Annotated in this window: 13 protein-coding genes; 7 read left to right on the forward strand and 6 right to left on the reverse strand. The window is 53.5% G+C overall.

From position 1 onward, the window contains the following. The first annotated feature begins 129 nt into the window (after positions 1 to 129). The 4 genes from fliN (at position 130) to Pla22_RS03405 (ending at position 3,205) form a co-directional block, all read left to right on the forward strand. On the forward strand, positions 130 to 597 hold the full coding sequence (gene fliN, locus Pla22_RS03390) for a flagellar motor switch protein FliN (protein ID WP_146513358.1): 468 nt from the start codon (positions 130 to 132) through the stop codon (positions 595 to 597). A 29-nt stretch (positions 598 to 626) separates the two neighbouring features. Beyond that, a complete protein-coding gene (locus Pla22_RS03395; RefSeq protein WP_146513359.1) occupies positions 627 to 1,325 on the forward strand; it encodes a FliO/MopB family protein in 699 nt (232 codons plus the stop codon). 204 nt (positions 1,326 to 1,529) lie between these two features. Next, positions 1,530 to 2,351 (forward strand): ABC transporter permease, encoded by an 822-nt coding sequence (locus tag Pla22_RS03400; protein ID WP_146515198.1) that lies wholly within the window; start codon positions 1,530 to 1,532, stop codon positions 2,349 to 2,351. A gap of 5 nt (positions 2,352 to 2,356) precedes the next feature. Then, positions 2,357 to 3,205 carry an ABC transporter permease gene (locus Pla22_RS03405; protein WP_146513360.1) on the forward strand — a complete coding sequence of 283 codons (849 nt, stop codon included), beginning with the start codon at positions 2,357 to 2,359 and terminating at the stop codon, positions 3,203 to 3,205. Here Pla22_RS03405 and Pla22_RS03410 read toward each other — a convergent pair. The 4 genes from Pla22_RS03410 to hpnC all read right to left on the reverse strand — a co-directional run bounded on the left by Pla22_RS03410 (position 3,184) and on the right by hpnC (position 9,454). After that, positions 3,184 to 5,646, reverse strand: coding sequence for an FAD-dependent oxidoreductase (locus Pla22_RS03410; protein ID WP_242631769.1), 2,463 nt, complete (start codon positions 5,644 to 5,646; stop codon positions 3,184 to 3,186). The two genes, Pla22_RS03405 and Pla22_RS03410, sit on opposite strands and share 22 nt — an antisense overlap. Positions 5,647 to 5,860: 214 nt before the next feature. Continuing rightward, complete coding sequence (gene hpnE / locus Pla22_RS03415) at positions 5,861 to 7,453, reverse strand: hydroxysqualene dehydroxylase HpnE (RefSeq protein WP_242632010.1); 1,593 nt, start codon at positions 7,451 to 7,453, stop codon at positions 5,861 to 5,863. Further along, the gene (locus Pla22_RS03420; protein WP_146513362.1) at positions 7,453 to 8,490 is read right to left on the reverse strand and encodes a phytoene/squalene synthase family protein; all 1,038 of its coding nucleotides are present in this window, start codon (positions 8,488 to 8,490) and stop codon (positions 7,453 to 7,455) included. Before Pla22_RS03420 ends, hpnE begins: the two co-directional genes overlap by 1 nt. A gap of 52 nt (positions 8,491 to 8,542) precedes the next feature. Continuing rightward, on the reverse strand, positions 8,543 to 9,454 hold the full coding sequence (gene hpnC / locus Pla22_RS03425) for a squalene synthase HpnC (protein WP_146513363.1): 912 nt from the start codon (positions 9,452 to 9,454) through the stop codon (positions 8,543 to 8,545). Positions 9,455 to 9,596: 142 nt separating this feature from the next. Here hpnC and ispH point away from each other — a divergent pair, with 142 nt between their 5' ends. Continuing rightward, positions 9,597 to 10,550 carry a 4-hydroxy-3-methylbut-2-enyl diphosphate reductase gene (gene ispH, locus Pla22_RS03430; RefSeq protein WP_146513364.1) on the forward strand — a complete coding sequence of 318 codons (954 nt, stop codon included), beginning with the start codon at positions 9,597 to 9,599 and terminating at the stop codon, positions 10,548 to 10,550. A gap of 27 nt (positions 10,551 to 10,577) precedes the next feature. Then, the gene (locus Pla22_RS03435) at positions 10,578 to 11,300 is read left to right on the forward strand and encodes a hypothetical protein (RefSeq protein ID WP_146513365.1); all 723 of its coding nucleotides are present in this window, start codon (positions 10,578 to 10,580) and stop codon (positions 11,298 to 11,300) included. A gap of 43 nt (positions 11,301 to 11,343) precedes the next feature. Here Pla22_RS03435 and Pla22_RS03440 read toward each other — a convergent pair whose 3' ends face one another. Further along, positions 11,344 to 12,651 carry a 3-keto-disaccharide hydrolase gene (locus tag Pla22_RS03440; RefSeq protein ID WP_242632011.1) on the reverse strand — a complete coding sequence of 436 codons (1,308 nt, stop codon included), beginning with the start codon at positions 12,649 to 12,651 and terminating at the stop codon, positions 11,344 to 11,346. After that, entirely contained in the window at positions 12,635 to 13,813 is a 1,179-nt protein-coding gene (locus tag Pla22_RS03445) for a sulfotransferase family protein (RefSeq protein ID WP_242631770.1), read from the reverse strand. Before Pla22_RS03445 ends, Pla22_RS03440 begins: the two co-directional genes overlap by 17 nt. Positions 13,814 to 14,133: 320 nt before the next feature. On the opposite strand from Pla22_RS03445, the gene Pla22_RS03450 reads away from it, so the two are divergent. Beyond that, on the forward strand, positions 14,134 to 14,448 hold the full coding sequence (locus tag Pla22_RS03450; RefSeq protein WP_146513366.1) for a MazG nucleotide pyrophosphohydrolase domain-containing protein: 315 nt from the start codon (positions 14,134 to 14,136) through the stop codon (positions 14,446 to 14,448). The last annotated feature ends 3 nt before the right edge of the window (positions 14,449 to 14,451 follow it).

The following is a 14,451-nucleotide window of genomic DNA, read 5'->3' on the forward strand; positions in this document are numbered from 1 at the left end:
GGTCACGTCTTAGACGTGCAATGGGCGTGAAACACGAAGTCGAGAAGTCGTATCGCTAGTTGATGCAGCAGCAAATGCCGAGCATCATCGTTGCCGAACTTCATCAAGGTTCCAAGGAAGGAAATCGCAGTGGCAGATCCGGAAGACAAACCTCAAAAAAGTGGCGATGCGGCAGCAACGGCCCAAGACGCGAAGCCAACTGAGAAGCCGAAAGAGAACGTCGACACCGACGATATTGAAAAGCTCTTAGAAGAAGCCTCTGAAAATCTCGAGCAGGCCGTGGGCCAACCCGCGGGAACGCAGAACCAGCCCAAGCCGTTTCAGCTAGGTGACCTCGCCGGCGATGCAGCGCCAGGTGAGAATCAGCCGATCGAGTTGCTCAGTGAAGTCGAGATGGACCTTCGCGTCGAACTCGGACGAACCCAGATGCGTCTCGAAGAGGTCTTGCAACTGCGATCCGGTAGCGTTGTGGCCCTAGATAAACTTGCGGGCGATCCCGTCGACATCTTCGTCAACGGTCGACTCATTGCACGCGGAGAAGTGTTGGTGATGAACGACAATTTCTGTATACGAGTAACAGAACTTGTTGGTGCTTGACCACTTCTTACAACGAATAGGCCTCTGCGATGCTCTCCCCACGATGCTTCACCTTGTTCATCTTTGCCTCATGCGTTGCCGTAACCAGCAATGGGCAAGACCAACCTGAAGTAAATCCTTCGGTCTACGGTCGCCGAGCGGTGGTCAGCATATCCGAAGGCCAAACAAACTCGAACACACTCGTTCAGGCCTCTTACGAGACCGACCCCAGCACACGCGCTTCTAACTTCCCGACACTGAACTCGATGGCCGTCGACGACACGGACGAGTCTGGGGACTCATCAGCCGTGCCGGACGCGGACTTTGCTGCACCGATGGTGACGGTCACGTCCTCATTGGCAGTCGTACTCGGTCTTTTCGCCGCGATGGTTTGGATCACTCGCAAGTACGGGGCCAAGAGTATGGGAAGCCAGATCATTCCCAAGGACGTGCTCTACAGTTTGGGCAGCACTTCGATCGACCCAAGAACTCGAGTATCGATGCTTCGAGTTGGCGGAAAAATTTTGGTGATCGCACATACGGCCAGTGGGATTGAACCACTTTCCGAGATCACGGACGCAGACGAAGTACGCCGACTAACGGCCGCGTGCAGCGGAAAATCCAAACAAGAATTCGCCAGTACGATCGCCTCGATTGAACGCGAGGGCGCCGAAACCGGTTTTGTCGACGGCATCCGCCCGACTCCAGCTACCCCTCGTCGCCCGGGAAGCCTTTTCGCGACGGCTTAGGTTCTCTGGATTCAAGTGGGACAACCACCTTGGCTCGTCAAAACCAAGGATTGACGATATGAATGGTGCAGTGTTTCGTCCCTGCAACGTTTGTTCGATATTGGTCCAGTCCTCGTGAGTCAGCCCGTCGCCTCGCCCACCGACACGTGCCCGCCAACGATCGCCTTGCAAACGGGCATCCGGCAAAGGCTGCGTGTCTGGGGAATGATTCTCAAAACAGCGCTCGGCGAACGCTTGGTGTATCGAGGCGATTTCGCCCTGGGAACGCTGATGCGTTTCCTACCGATCATTACTCAAATATTCTTGTGGTACGCGGTTTTCGATTCGATCGGCGACGCTGAGGGAGAAAACGCGACCAAGATTGGCGGTGCCGAAAACGGATTCGGATTTCGCGAGATCGTTGCCTACTACTTGCTAACGATGATCGCGCGTGCGTTCTCAAGCATGCCAGGACTCGCATCGGGAATTGCTCGTGAAATTCGCGAAGGCGAAATCAAGCGTTACCTGATTCAACCGATTGACCTGATCGGCCTGCTGCTACTGAGCCGCGTGGCTCACAAGATTGCCTACTACGTGGTCGCCGTCGCACCGTTCGCACTGGTGTTCTATCTGTGTCGGGATTACTTCGAACACGGTTGGCCCGAGCCCCATATCATTGTCGCGTTCATTGGGTCGCTGATCATGGGCTTCCTAATTGGGTTCTTCTTAGAAGCTGCCATCGGCATGATCGGCTTTTGGTTCTTAGAGGTTTCTTCGCTCCTGTTTGTCTACATGTTGTTCAGCTTCTTTTTGTCGGGGCACATGTTTCCGCTATCGTTGCTGCCCGACAACATCGAAGCGGTCGTGAACTTTCTGCCACTGAAGTACTTGGCTTACTTTCCAGCCGCCGTGTTCTTGGGAAAGATCCCGGAAGAAGATCTTCCCATGGAAATGGCCATCGAGGCAGCATGGCTGGCATTCTTCATCATCATTTGCCGCTTCGCCTATTCGCGTGGCGTAAAACGATACAGCGGTTACGGCGGGTAAAGATCATGCAACCTTCGTACACAAAAGTGTTTGCCACGTTCGCTCGCAATTCATTGATCCGGGACATGACGTTCCGGACCAACTTCGTGCTGCAGTGCATCAGCAGTCTCGGTTGGACAGCGATGAACGTAGGCTTCTATCTGATCTTGTTTCAGTACACCAACTCGATCGGACAAGACAGCGGCTGGGACCGCGAAAAGTTTTTCTTGTTCATCGCAACAACGTGGTTCATCAACTCGCTCGTGCAAGCGTTCTTCATGCCCAATGCGGAAGAGTTCAGCGAGTTGATCCGCACTGGCGGGCTAGACTTCGCGTTGCTCAAACCGATCGATACGCAATTCTTAATTTCGTTTCGAAGGATTGATTGGTCGGCATTGGCAAACTTCTTTGCTGGTGGATTGATCGCGGCCGTCTCGCTCTATCGGTTGGCCACGCGAGAAGTGGATCCCATGGTTCCGTCGTTGGGGTCGCTTGTCCTGTATGTCGTCTTTGTTTTGTGTGGCGTTGCGATCATGTATAGCCTGATGATCTGCTTAAGCGCAACAAGCATTTGGCTTGGCCGCAATCAAACGCTCTATAACTTTTGGTTTTACATCACCAACTTCAGCCGCTATCCGATGGAAATGTACAACCACGGATGGGGCTCAGCTCTTTACGGATTCTTTACGTTTGTCGTCCCCGTCTTGGTGGTCGTGAACGTTCCTGCTCGGCTGATTGCCAAGCCGATTGATCCTCGGACGAATGAAGACTGGTTGCTGGCGGCGTGGGGGCTAGTCGCGACGGTATTGAGCGTCATCGCGAGTCGCTGGGTCTTTAAGAAGGCACTACTGAGCTATCGCAGTGCGAGTTCGTAAGTCGGCTTGCGATCGATCGTCAGGTCCCGCAAAACGACTCCTGCAGCCGCCATCCCCGAAAGAAACGCTCCCTCGATGCGAGGCCCGCCGCACCAATCGCCACAGGCAGCGATTCCAGCGGCCGAATCCCACAAACAATCTTCAGTGATTGGATTCTCGGGGATTGCATAAAGCCAACGGTGGGCCGTGATGTAGCGGATGTTTTCGGGCGAATGTCCTGTCGCTTCGGCGAACGCAGCGAGCAACTGCGTTTGGGCTTCGTCGCGAGTAAGTTCTAAATTTGACGCCGTCCAGTCATTCGACGCGTGCACGACCCACGACTGTCCTTGCTCGGGCATACGACGCGGTTTCGAGTTATTCTTTGCAATCCATGACAACGGCCCTTCGTTGATAAACGCGGCATCGAAGTCAATGTTTTGCAGGCCATCGGCATAGAACATCATCGACCAAGTCGGGTTCATTCGAACTTCTTTGACGGTGGATGCCATGGCCGAGTGACCGTCAATGAGTTCCAAAGTCTGCAGCGGAGGACAATTGCAGATCACTTTGTCAAACGGTCCTTGGGTGTCACCATTGGCATCCCGCAATAGCCAATCGTCATCCGCTGTGCGTTCCATCTTCACGATCCGCGTCTCAAAGTGAATGGGAAGCTCGTCGGCTAGATGTCGTGCAATCGAACTCATGGTCGGCACTCCGACGTAACGCGACGTCGAGTGTTTCTCGCTAACGATCTCACCACCGACTTTCAGCTCGACGATGCGACCAAGCCAGGGTTGAACCACGCCATCATGGATCCAACTGTGGACATACCGGCAAAAACGTCGATCCTTGGCTGTAAAGTACTGTGCGCCATGGTCGAAAGTGAGTCCTTCGACATCTTGCACCCGCCGTGTCGCGGTCCGGCCGCCGACGCCACGCGACTTCTCGAAAACAGTCACATCGATACCGTGGTCCATCAAGGTCCGCGCCGCCATCAGACCGCCGATCCCAGCACCGATGACCGCAACTCGGGTGTCAGAAACCGTATTGGGTCGCGCAACAACCGTTTGCACGCTGTCCCAGCTAGGGTCTTCTGTTATTTCGTGCGAGCTATCATTTCGGATGGCTCCAAAGATCGGTCGTTCATGTTCGGTTGGACGGTCAAATTGTCCAAAGCAAGCTAACACTCCCGCATAACCGCAAGGATCGCGTCCGTCGAGTGCGTACCGGTGATTCAAATCCATTGCCATCCGAATCGCAGCACCCGGCGTAGCCACCATCGCAAGAATTGCTTTCGCCCAGTCCGTACGCAACCGAGGGTGCAATTCGCCGTGACGAATCAGGCTACGCTGGCAAGTATCCCAATACTCATAAGATGAACGTGCTCGGGACAACGTTTCCCAACTCAAGTGATGATATCGAGGATCCGTTGCATGCGATCGCAAAGATTCACGAGCCCATTGCGGCAGCGCATCCATCGTCTCGATATCTTCAAGTCGGTGGTTGCAGAAGTGAAACGACATCTCGCGCCAGATAATCAAGCGATCAATGAATTGGTGAGCTCCCGCGTCGTGTGCCTCGCGAGCAATTCGAAACGGGCTCACCATACCGAAGTGAAGATACGCGCTCATCCGGCTTACGCCGTCAATCGAACTCGCATCCTTTCGTTGCTCGGCGTACTCCGACAAGTTGCTTGCTTTGAACCGATTCCAGCGAGTGTAGCCGGCGCGAGTCCCGCCGGGTGTATCAATTACCGGAGCGATGGAATGATCAACACGGCACTTGCGAATCAGGCTGGCGAGACAGGCGTCCTGCAAATCAAGTGGCTCAAACGGCAACGAACCTCGGTAAATTTCACAACCAACAACTTGTTCTGAGTAAGGCGCCGCGATCCGATCGGCAAGCAAATCCGACGTTGCTTCTTGGTACGCGACTGGACAATCATAGGAACGATCTACCAACGGCATCGGAACGATACATGAGGCGTCTACCATTGCAATCGGCGTCTCCGTTCGGCAAGCAAGCCGTTCGATCCATCCGGCAACGGGGTGAACCGGCATCTCTTCGGTGACCAGCACCTTTGCTTGGCGAGTCAAGTCTCGCAGATGCGGTCCTCGTTGTTGACCGTGCTCTAGGTGAAAGTAGGCAGTGATCCCGCGATCAGCCAACTCGCGTTGAACGTCACGTTGGCCTTGCAGAAGAAAACTATGAAACCGATCGGACGCGAACGGATAGTCTTCTGACAATGCGTGATAGACAAACAGAGGCAGATTGTTTTGCCGGGCCCAGCAAATCGCAACGTCCAGCGCCGGATTTTCGTGAGCCCGAAGGGCATTGTGCATCCAGTACAGCACAAACGTCCCAGACACCGCCGGGTCCTCTCGCCGTGCATCGGATTTTCCCTCCATCGCATTGTCAGGCGGAACCGTCCAACGCACGCGTTCTCGTAGCGACAAAGGCAAACTGAAATCCACGCGGTTCAAACTCCGATACCAAATTCACCACGATGAAGTACTGATAGACTCAAACGTTGACCGCTTGATTCCTCGGCTAAAGACTCTGTTGGCTATGTTAGACCCTTGGCAATCACCGCTACGCCGAGGCCTGAATAGTGGCCTGAATAGGAGTGCGATAACTTATCGAGGTGGCTCTGTGACATCACCCCCACTGGCTTGCCTATTTCTTGATCAGGCAACGGGCGAGAACCCCAGGCTTAGTCGCCACTTCGGGGGTAAACGGCGATTGGTCACGCATTTGCAGTTCAAGGTGTGGCTCTTCTGATTCGGCCAACTTGTCAGAAGTTGAACTTATCGCCAGCGAATCCATCCACCCTTTGGCGGCGCTGCGTCCACTGATGACGGCCCCTTCCATCGTTGCCGGCCATCCCGTGTCCGTCCAGTCTCCCGCCAGCCAAAGCCAGGGCAGGGCAGTGGTCGCCGAAGGGCGTGACGATGAGATTCCTGGACGCACCGAAAATACAGATCTCGGATCAGTGACCACTCGGTAACGAACCAGTGATGCGTTTCGTGAAGAAGGAAATTCGTGATGAATCTCGGCCAACACTTGGTTCATTAGTTCTTGTTTCGGCAATCCTCTGACATCATGCGAAGCACTGATCACAACTTGGCAATAATACTCTTTCGAACTTGAAGCGCCCTTCGCTGGCTCGTTGGTAGATTCCCTAATGTCGTTTTGAAGTGGGTCACGAAAAATCCATTGAGTTAGCGTGCCAACCATTACCGCGTGAGGCTGCTTCATCCATGGTCGATCAAACCAGCAATGAATGCCGGTGATGGATGAACCTTGCATTCGATCAATTGCCTCAAGATCGCCTACCGCATGACGGACAGACACGTGCGCCAACAATGAAGCTACTCGATACCATGGAACAGCCGATATCACTGCATCGGCTTGAATAACTTCTCCAGACCCGAGTTTGATTTCTGAGACAGCGTTTGATGTCGATCCGGGCTGATAATTCGAAGACTGGCTATGCGATAATTGGCGAACTTCTCCCGCTGTTTCGCCACAGCGAATCGTCACTCCTAACTTACCAACTGCATCGGCAAGCTCATTCCCGATCAGTTGAGACAAGGGAACCTTCGGGACGAACACGTCACTTGCTCCCTTTGACATCGCAAATCCATCCACGATCACCTTTCGAGCCGCTGCCATCGAAACAAGTTTTGTCTGTTCACCTAAAGCACTCACCAGGATCACGTCCCAAAAGTTCGCAATCGTGGCTGGACTTTGACCGATCTCGGATAACCATTGTAGCGCCGTTACATCGCCCAAAGATGCCGTCGATGTTCGGATCAATCGCCACATCGCCTTTTGCACTTCGCGTTTTTGGTTGCCAGACAAGTAGTTCAATCGCCCAATGGTTCCGGACAAGTGCAAGGGTGCCGGCAACCAGCGTGAGGCAGCAAAACGACTAGGCGGAAAATCCGGATGGTGAAAGGAAAGCTCTGGATACCGAATCCACTGATCAAGCAATTCCGAACGTTGCATCAGAGCCAAGAGTTCCCGACAACACCCCATGGCAGCGTGCTGGCAATAGTCCACGGACTCGCCCGATGCGGAATCGAAGAACGAACCAGCCCGCCCGCCTGCTTGACGCCTTGCTTCCAGCAGTGTGATTTGCCAATGCAAGTCCTGTCGAACTCGAGAACGTTGCCATCGAGCTGACGCTTCGGCTGCGGCGAGCCCCGCGAGTCCCCCACCAATGATGACAAGGTGACGACGACGTTCATGCGGTGAGTTCGACATCACGCCTGCGGAAATCCATTCGCATCGCCGCTCGACTGGCTCACCTCAATCGGAGGTACCGGCAAGCGACGAAAGATCGGTGGCACGAAGTGACGAGACACCAGACCGAGCTTCTCGCTGGTAGTCAACCGCACCCGGCGTACGAGGACCGACCCCGGATCATCGGCAATTCGCTGCAACAACTTTCGGTAGGTTCGCCACATCATGCTGAACATGGGTTTTCCATCAGCGTGCAGTGAATCCCATATATTCCAACCTGAATCGAACAGCTTTTTCGCACGCTCAGCCTCTTCAGCGATCAGGCAGCACAACCGATCATCAGGCCGCGGCGAAAGCAAATCGTCTTCGCTCAATTCATGCATCTCATAATGCTGACGCGGCAAATAAATACGGCCTCGCCCAGCATCTTCGGAGATGTCTCGCAAGATATTGGTCCATTGGAAAGCCAAGCCACAATCGATGGCAGCGGCTTCAGGAAGTGGCTCGTCAAATTCCCAAATGTGTAAGCACGCTAGTCCGACCGCTGACGCGACAAGGTAGCAATAATGTTCGACTTGTTCGTAGGTATCAAAACGCGTTTTCTGCTGATCGGCTAAAACGCCATCGATGATCTCAAGCATGTAGCGAGATGGAATGTTGTAGCGGCGCGACGTGTCGCTCAACGCGGGCAAGATTTCTCTTGCGCAACGATGCAAGTCAACGGGCAGGTGACATTTATTCTTCCCCATTCCGTTTCTGGATTCGCGATACGGAGGCACCAATTCATCCGCTAGCAATACTCGCCCGTCGTTGGGATCCCCGATCAAGTTCAGCGCCGTCGTTCGTCGCCACCAATCGAGCCAGCGCGTCCGCAGTGCCGGGGGTTCGTCACAATCGCCGAGGTCATCGGTGATACGTGCGAACGCATAGAGCGCGCACATTGCCGAACGCTTTTCGCTTGGAAGAAGCCAAAACGAACGATAGAAGCTACTGCCGCTGCGTCGCGAGATGCGACGAACGTGACGATAGCTCTGCGAAAGGGTGACCGATTGCTTCATATCATCAGGATAGCAGATCGGCCAATCTGCAATTACTAAGCAAGCGCCACAATCAAAGTCGCCGCAGAAACGCTTTGGACAGCAAACCCAACTGAGTCCATTTCCCAACCGTCGGTCGCCGAGCCAAAACGTCATAATCAATTCGTCGAATGGCAGCGAGCGTTTGGATTCCGCCATGAGCGAAAAGCTTAATGTCCGGGGCCAGCCATTTAGGAACGTGATCGGCAAGCGGAAGTCCCATTTCGAACAAAGCTTGTGCCCGATCGCATTCACTAGCGATAAGTCGCCTCAGCGGTTCTTCCGTGCTGGACTTGCAAAACATTGCTTCGCAAACACCATACGAATCCCAATGGTCCTGTGGCAAGTAGATCCGACCCATCGCGTAATCGCGGGCAACATCCTGCCAAAAGTTTGCCAACTGCAACGCGACACAAATGTGGTCCGACAACTTGCGAGTCTTCGGCTTGGAACATTCGGCCAACTTCAAAACGATGCGACCCACCGGGGCAGCCGAACGAAGGCAGTACTCGTTAAGCTCAGCAAAGTTTGCGTAACGCACCTTGTGCTGATCTTGTTCAAATGCATCCAACAGGTCGTCAAATGGCTGTTGTGGCAATTTGAATCGGCGAATCGTCGCATCCAACGCCAAGAAAACATTCGAGGTCGGTGAATGAGCAAACGCGGCATGCAACTGCTCACGAAAGCGAATTAGCGACTCACTTGCGGCAGTGGGCGATTCGGACTCATCCGCCAAATCATCGGCAATCCGACAAAATGCGTAGACATCAAAAAACGGCTGACGAAGTCGTTTGGGCAGCAGCACGCTGCCCACCAGAAAGTTCTCGTAGTTCCCTTTAGCGAGCTGCTTGGTCAGCGTTTGGGCTTGCCGGAGGGTGGCCAATTCTTGGGTCAACTGTCGAACCAACTCGGGTTTCTCAGCGATAAATCGAGCGGAAGCCGACATGAACGGTAAAAGCACGCAACAGAGAGAAAAAGCTTGGGAAGGATACGGTTAGACGATAAGTAGTCTGAGCGGTTATCATCAGACTTGCACTTCATTTTCACCCTATTTTGCGTCGTTTACGAAGCGACGAAGTCAACGAACCATGAAAATCATCTTGGCAGCCCCCCGAGGTTTCTGCGCTGGCGTCAATATGGCGATCGATTCGTTGGACCTTACCCTGCAAAAATTTGGGGCCCCTGTCTACGTGTATCACGAGATCGTCCACAACCAATACGTCGTCAACGCCTTTCGTGAAAAGGGTGCTGTTTTCGTGGATTCGATCCAGGAGGTGCCCGAGGGCAGCGTGCTGTTGTTCTCGGCCCATGGTGTCTCGCCAGCAACACGAGCGGAAGCCGCAGCAAGAAAGCTTACGGCACTCGACGCAACATGCCCTTTGGTCACGAAGGTTCACCTGGAAGCAATCAAGTACGCAAAGGCGGACTATACGATCATTTTGATCGGTCACGAAGGCCACGACGAAGTGATCGGCACGATGGGTGAAGCTCCCCATGCGATCTTGCTTGTCGAGGAAGAAGAGGACGTTGAGAAGCTAAAGATTGATGACGAGACCAAGTTGGCCTACCTGACCCAGACGACTCTTAGCGTGGACGACGCCAATCGAATCATCGCAAAACTTAAATCACGTTTTCCGAACATCGAAAGTCCACCCAAAGAAGACATCTGCTACGCCACCCAAAATCGACAAGAAGCCGTTCGACTATTGAGTCAAGACGCCGAGATCGTACTTGTCCTGGGTAGCCAGAACAGCAGCAACTCACAACGCCTGAAGGAACTCGCTGCTGAAACGGGGCAAGTGTCTTATCTGATTGATGGTCCCCAGAATCTTTCCCCCGATAGCTTCCGTGGCGACGAGACGGTATTAATCACCGCCGGTGCCAGCGCGCCAGAATCAGTAGTTCAAGCAACGATTGATTGGTTGATGGAACGATTTGATGCAACGGTCGAGATAAAGCAGATCCGCGAAGAATCCGTCCACTTCCCACTCCCCAAGCCTTTGCGTGAGTTTGCTAAGACCGCAAACGTCAAAGGCATCTAAAAAATACGGCAACGAAAGTACCCTTGCATGTCAGCAAATGAGCAAAAGCGTCAAAAGAAACTAGCCAAGAAACGCTCGAAGGAACTCGCTCGAAAGAAAGAAGTCGCTCGGCAGAAGAACTCACTGCAATCGCTCGCTGGGAAGATCAAAGCGGCGGCGGAACAGCCCATCGACCGTTGCTTTGCGAGCGAGAACCTTTTCAACGAACAAGATCGTTTCGGAACGGTTTTTATCTCCCGCAGAATGGCCGATGGACAACTCGCGTGCGTTCGCTTGCTGATTGATGGATTGTGCTTGGGTGTGAAGCATGCCGACGCGATCGTTTGCTTTCCGACGGAGGCCAACGAGTTGATCGATCGCATCAAACGCACCGAAGACATGCGTGTGACGAGCCCACCGGCGGCTCGCAAGTTAGTCGAAGGTGCAATCGAGTTCGCCCAACAATTTGGCTTTGAACCTCATCCTCAATACGCCAAGTTTTTACCGATTTGGAACGGCGTTGATGCGAGTGAATGCATGACGGAATTCGAGTTCGGTCGTGATGGCAAACCGGTATACATCTCGGGGCCCGATGACACGCCTGAGTCCGCTTCGAGAATCGCAATGCAACTAGCCGAGAGGGCAGGGGAGGGCAATTTCGAAATGGACTACGATGCCGCGTATCGCCTGGGCGATCTCGAATCCGATTCGGACTGGGTCGATGATCCTGAACTTGATGTTGATATCGACGAAGACGTGCCCACGGCGTAGACCGCAAGTATTTCGACTGCGGCTCAGAGCAATAATCCTGGCACTACTTTAAGTTTGCAACTTTCAGTTGCCTAATCCAGGCATCCGTGGTCGGATCATGACCTTGAATCATGATCGTGCCCGCTTTGGTACGCAGGCCTCGACGAGGGTTCTCATCGGGCTTGCGATCGTCAAACCAATTGCTGACTTGGATGCCCTCGACCCATGCCGCCATCATCGGCCCCTTCGCCAACAACACGACGCTGGAATAACCTTCAGGATTTCCGGCAACGATTCGTGCTTCTTGGCGTTTGAAGAATCCACCGGTTCCGTGATCGGCTGGTGTCAGTGGGTTTGCGTCTTTGATTTGGTTACTAAGTTGACACTCGTAGCCCATCATTTCATCGCCCGGGATGCAGCGGAAAAAGATGCCGGAGTTCATCTCTGGCTCGGCCAACCTGTACTCGGCCAGCAACACAAAATCATCATACGATTCTTTGGTCTCAAGCTGGGTTCGCCCCCCTTCGACATGCATTTCACCATCATCGGTCATGCTAAAGCTGCCGGGCATGTCAGGATACGTGGTCCACTGCGAAAGACTTTCGTCCAGCAAGCTTTCCAGTCCTAACGGACGCAGTTGGATATCTCGAAACTTGGTTTCGCCGGTAAGGTACTGCAAACCGATTCGTCCACCGGGAAGTGGCGACGGGTCCTCGTAACGGCAAACTTCGACATCGTCGATCGTGACGGTGACCGTCGCCTGATCAGCGCGAATGGATAGTGTTCGCCAACCATCGGATAGTTCCCCGCCACTTAGATCCGATTTTTGACGTCCGTTGAGACTGCCGGTTGGGTAGTCGCTATCACCATCGGCCAAGTTGATCTCGTAACAATCTTCAGACGGATTATTAGGATCAATAGGAGTCCGCACCAAGACACCACTATCGGCATCAGCGGCCGATTGATACTGCAATTGCAGTTCAAAATCCTGCCAAGGCATCGACGTGCACAGAAGTGATGATTCCCCACCACTGACCACTATCGTCTCGTCTTTAACTTCCCAGTTCGCCTTTCCGATGATCTCCCATCCAAACATGGTATAGCCATCAAACAGCCGAATCCAACCTTCCGAAGCTCGGTCGCGAGGTAATCGCGAGGCCAACAATTGGTCAGCACTGACCTCGTATGCCTTCGTCGTCGTCACAACCGCGGTCGCAGCATCTTCTGGCGATTCAGAGGCCACTTCAACCGTCGGAGTTGATTTGCGGCATCCAGAAAACACGAGCAGGACTACGATCGACAACATGCTTGTGAACATGAATGCCGGCACTCGCAAACGCACGTCGGAATTGGCTTTAGGAACCATAACCATATCTTTCAAAGTAATCTCGCCAAGCAGTTTCGATGGACTCTTTATCGTTCGTATCAAGATCGTGTGAATTGGTTTGATAGCCCCGGTGTTCGTTCTCGACCCATTCCTGAATGATCGGACGAACCGAATCAAAATCGGTCAGGTGCAGATCGTGGTAGACACGTTCAAGCGTGGCAACGGGGTCAGAGGTTAGATCTTCGTATCGAATATCAATCAAACGATTCGCCGGAATTTTATCCCGATCACGATGAAAAGCACGGTACATCTGTGCCAAACAATCGATGACATACTGCTGCAGCCCCTCGTTATTAGGAACCTGCAACGATTGTCCATCGTTAAGGCCTTTCCACAAACGAACTGTGGAAGGAAAAAGTTCCCTGGGGTCACGCGTGATATGGATGAACTTCGCATCCGGAAACTCTTGGGCTAGCGCGGCGATGCGTCCCGTGTGAGTCGGGCTCTTGATGATCAAAGGGCGTCCCGTCGAAACACCAACGGCAACCAAGAACTGGCGAAGCGCCTTCAACCATACCTTCACGTCATTCTCAGGAACGTTCTGGAAGTCAAAATAGTCCATATCGACCGGTCCCTCGTTGGGGAACGCGATCCGACGATAGGGCGATGGCAGGCCCAGATTCATTAATGCAAATTCATCTTCTTGCGGGCGATCCCAGCCAGCCGCCATGTTGTCCATCGGCCGCTTGCCCGGTAGCAACCAAGTCGCAAAGCGACGAAAGAACCATTGGGATATCAAGAAGTGATGAGGGGCAAAGCATTGGTAGGTCGACGGACTACTAAATCGTTCATCACGAACAAGTAACTCATGCAGCAACGTCGTTCCGCTGCGCCAATGGCCGATGATAAAGACAGGCGGTCCATGCAATTCGCCCTCACGAAGCCGGCGGCGAAAAATGGCTCGCTGGATGATCGCCATTACGGTGTTGGCGGGAGTGGCAAGCGAGATCCCGATCAACATGCCTATCCGGCTTGGATGGATTCGGAAGTGCCCGGCCCGCAGCAGACCCCACCACGTCAATGGCCTCATTCCATGCCAAAAACGTGGCGAATAAAACGGGTAGCGATGAAATTCCTGCTTCGATTTCACGGGCGAATGGTGATCAGCAGAATCGGCCAACGGTTCGCCTAGGATTGAGAGGGACACGAAATTTCGCGGAACGCAGCTTTCGAGACGGAACAAAATGGCCGCTCGAGCTGTACTGAACAGGTGGAATAGCTTAGCTGACTACCGCCCGAGCGTGCAGCGGGATATCTTTCAAATCACGGTGTCCCCGTTGGGCCCCATATGACGGCGCTGCCTAAGGGACCTCCAACAATGGGTATCCTACCGAGGGTCTCGGGTATCTCGCGAGAGTTTTTCTACGATCGTGGTAACCATTTTCCAGCTTGTCCAACCGCCCCCCCAACAGTCGCCTGTTCCCGCCGATGATGTGGGGCCGAGCCAGCATTGAATCGTAAAGCGTTATGAATCGTGAAGAGTTGTCGATCAGTGACCTGCAACGTCACATCCGCGAAATGTACTTCGAAAAGGATGCGGCACGAGGCATTGAGGGCACCTTCATGTGGTTGATGGAGGAGGTCGGCGAGCTTGCGTCGGCGTTGCGAGGTGATGACCGCGAAAATCTGGCGGAAGAATTTGCCGATGTTATTGCATGGCTAACAACGATCGCCAACGTTGCCGATGTCGACCTAAATGCTGCTTTGGTCGCGAAGTACGGTCACGGTTGCCCCGGTTGCAAGCGACTGGTGTGCGAGTGCCCTGATAGCGAGAAACCTTAATCG

The organism is Rubripirellula amarantea (assembly GCF_007859865.1).
Lineage (GTDB): Bacteria > Planctomycetota > Planctomycetia > Pirellulales > Pirellulaceae > Rubripirellula > Rubripirellula amarantea.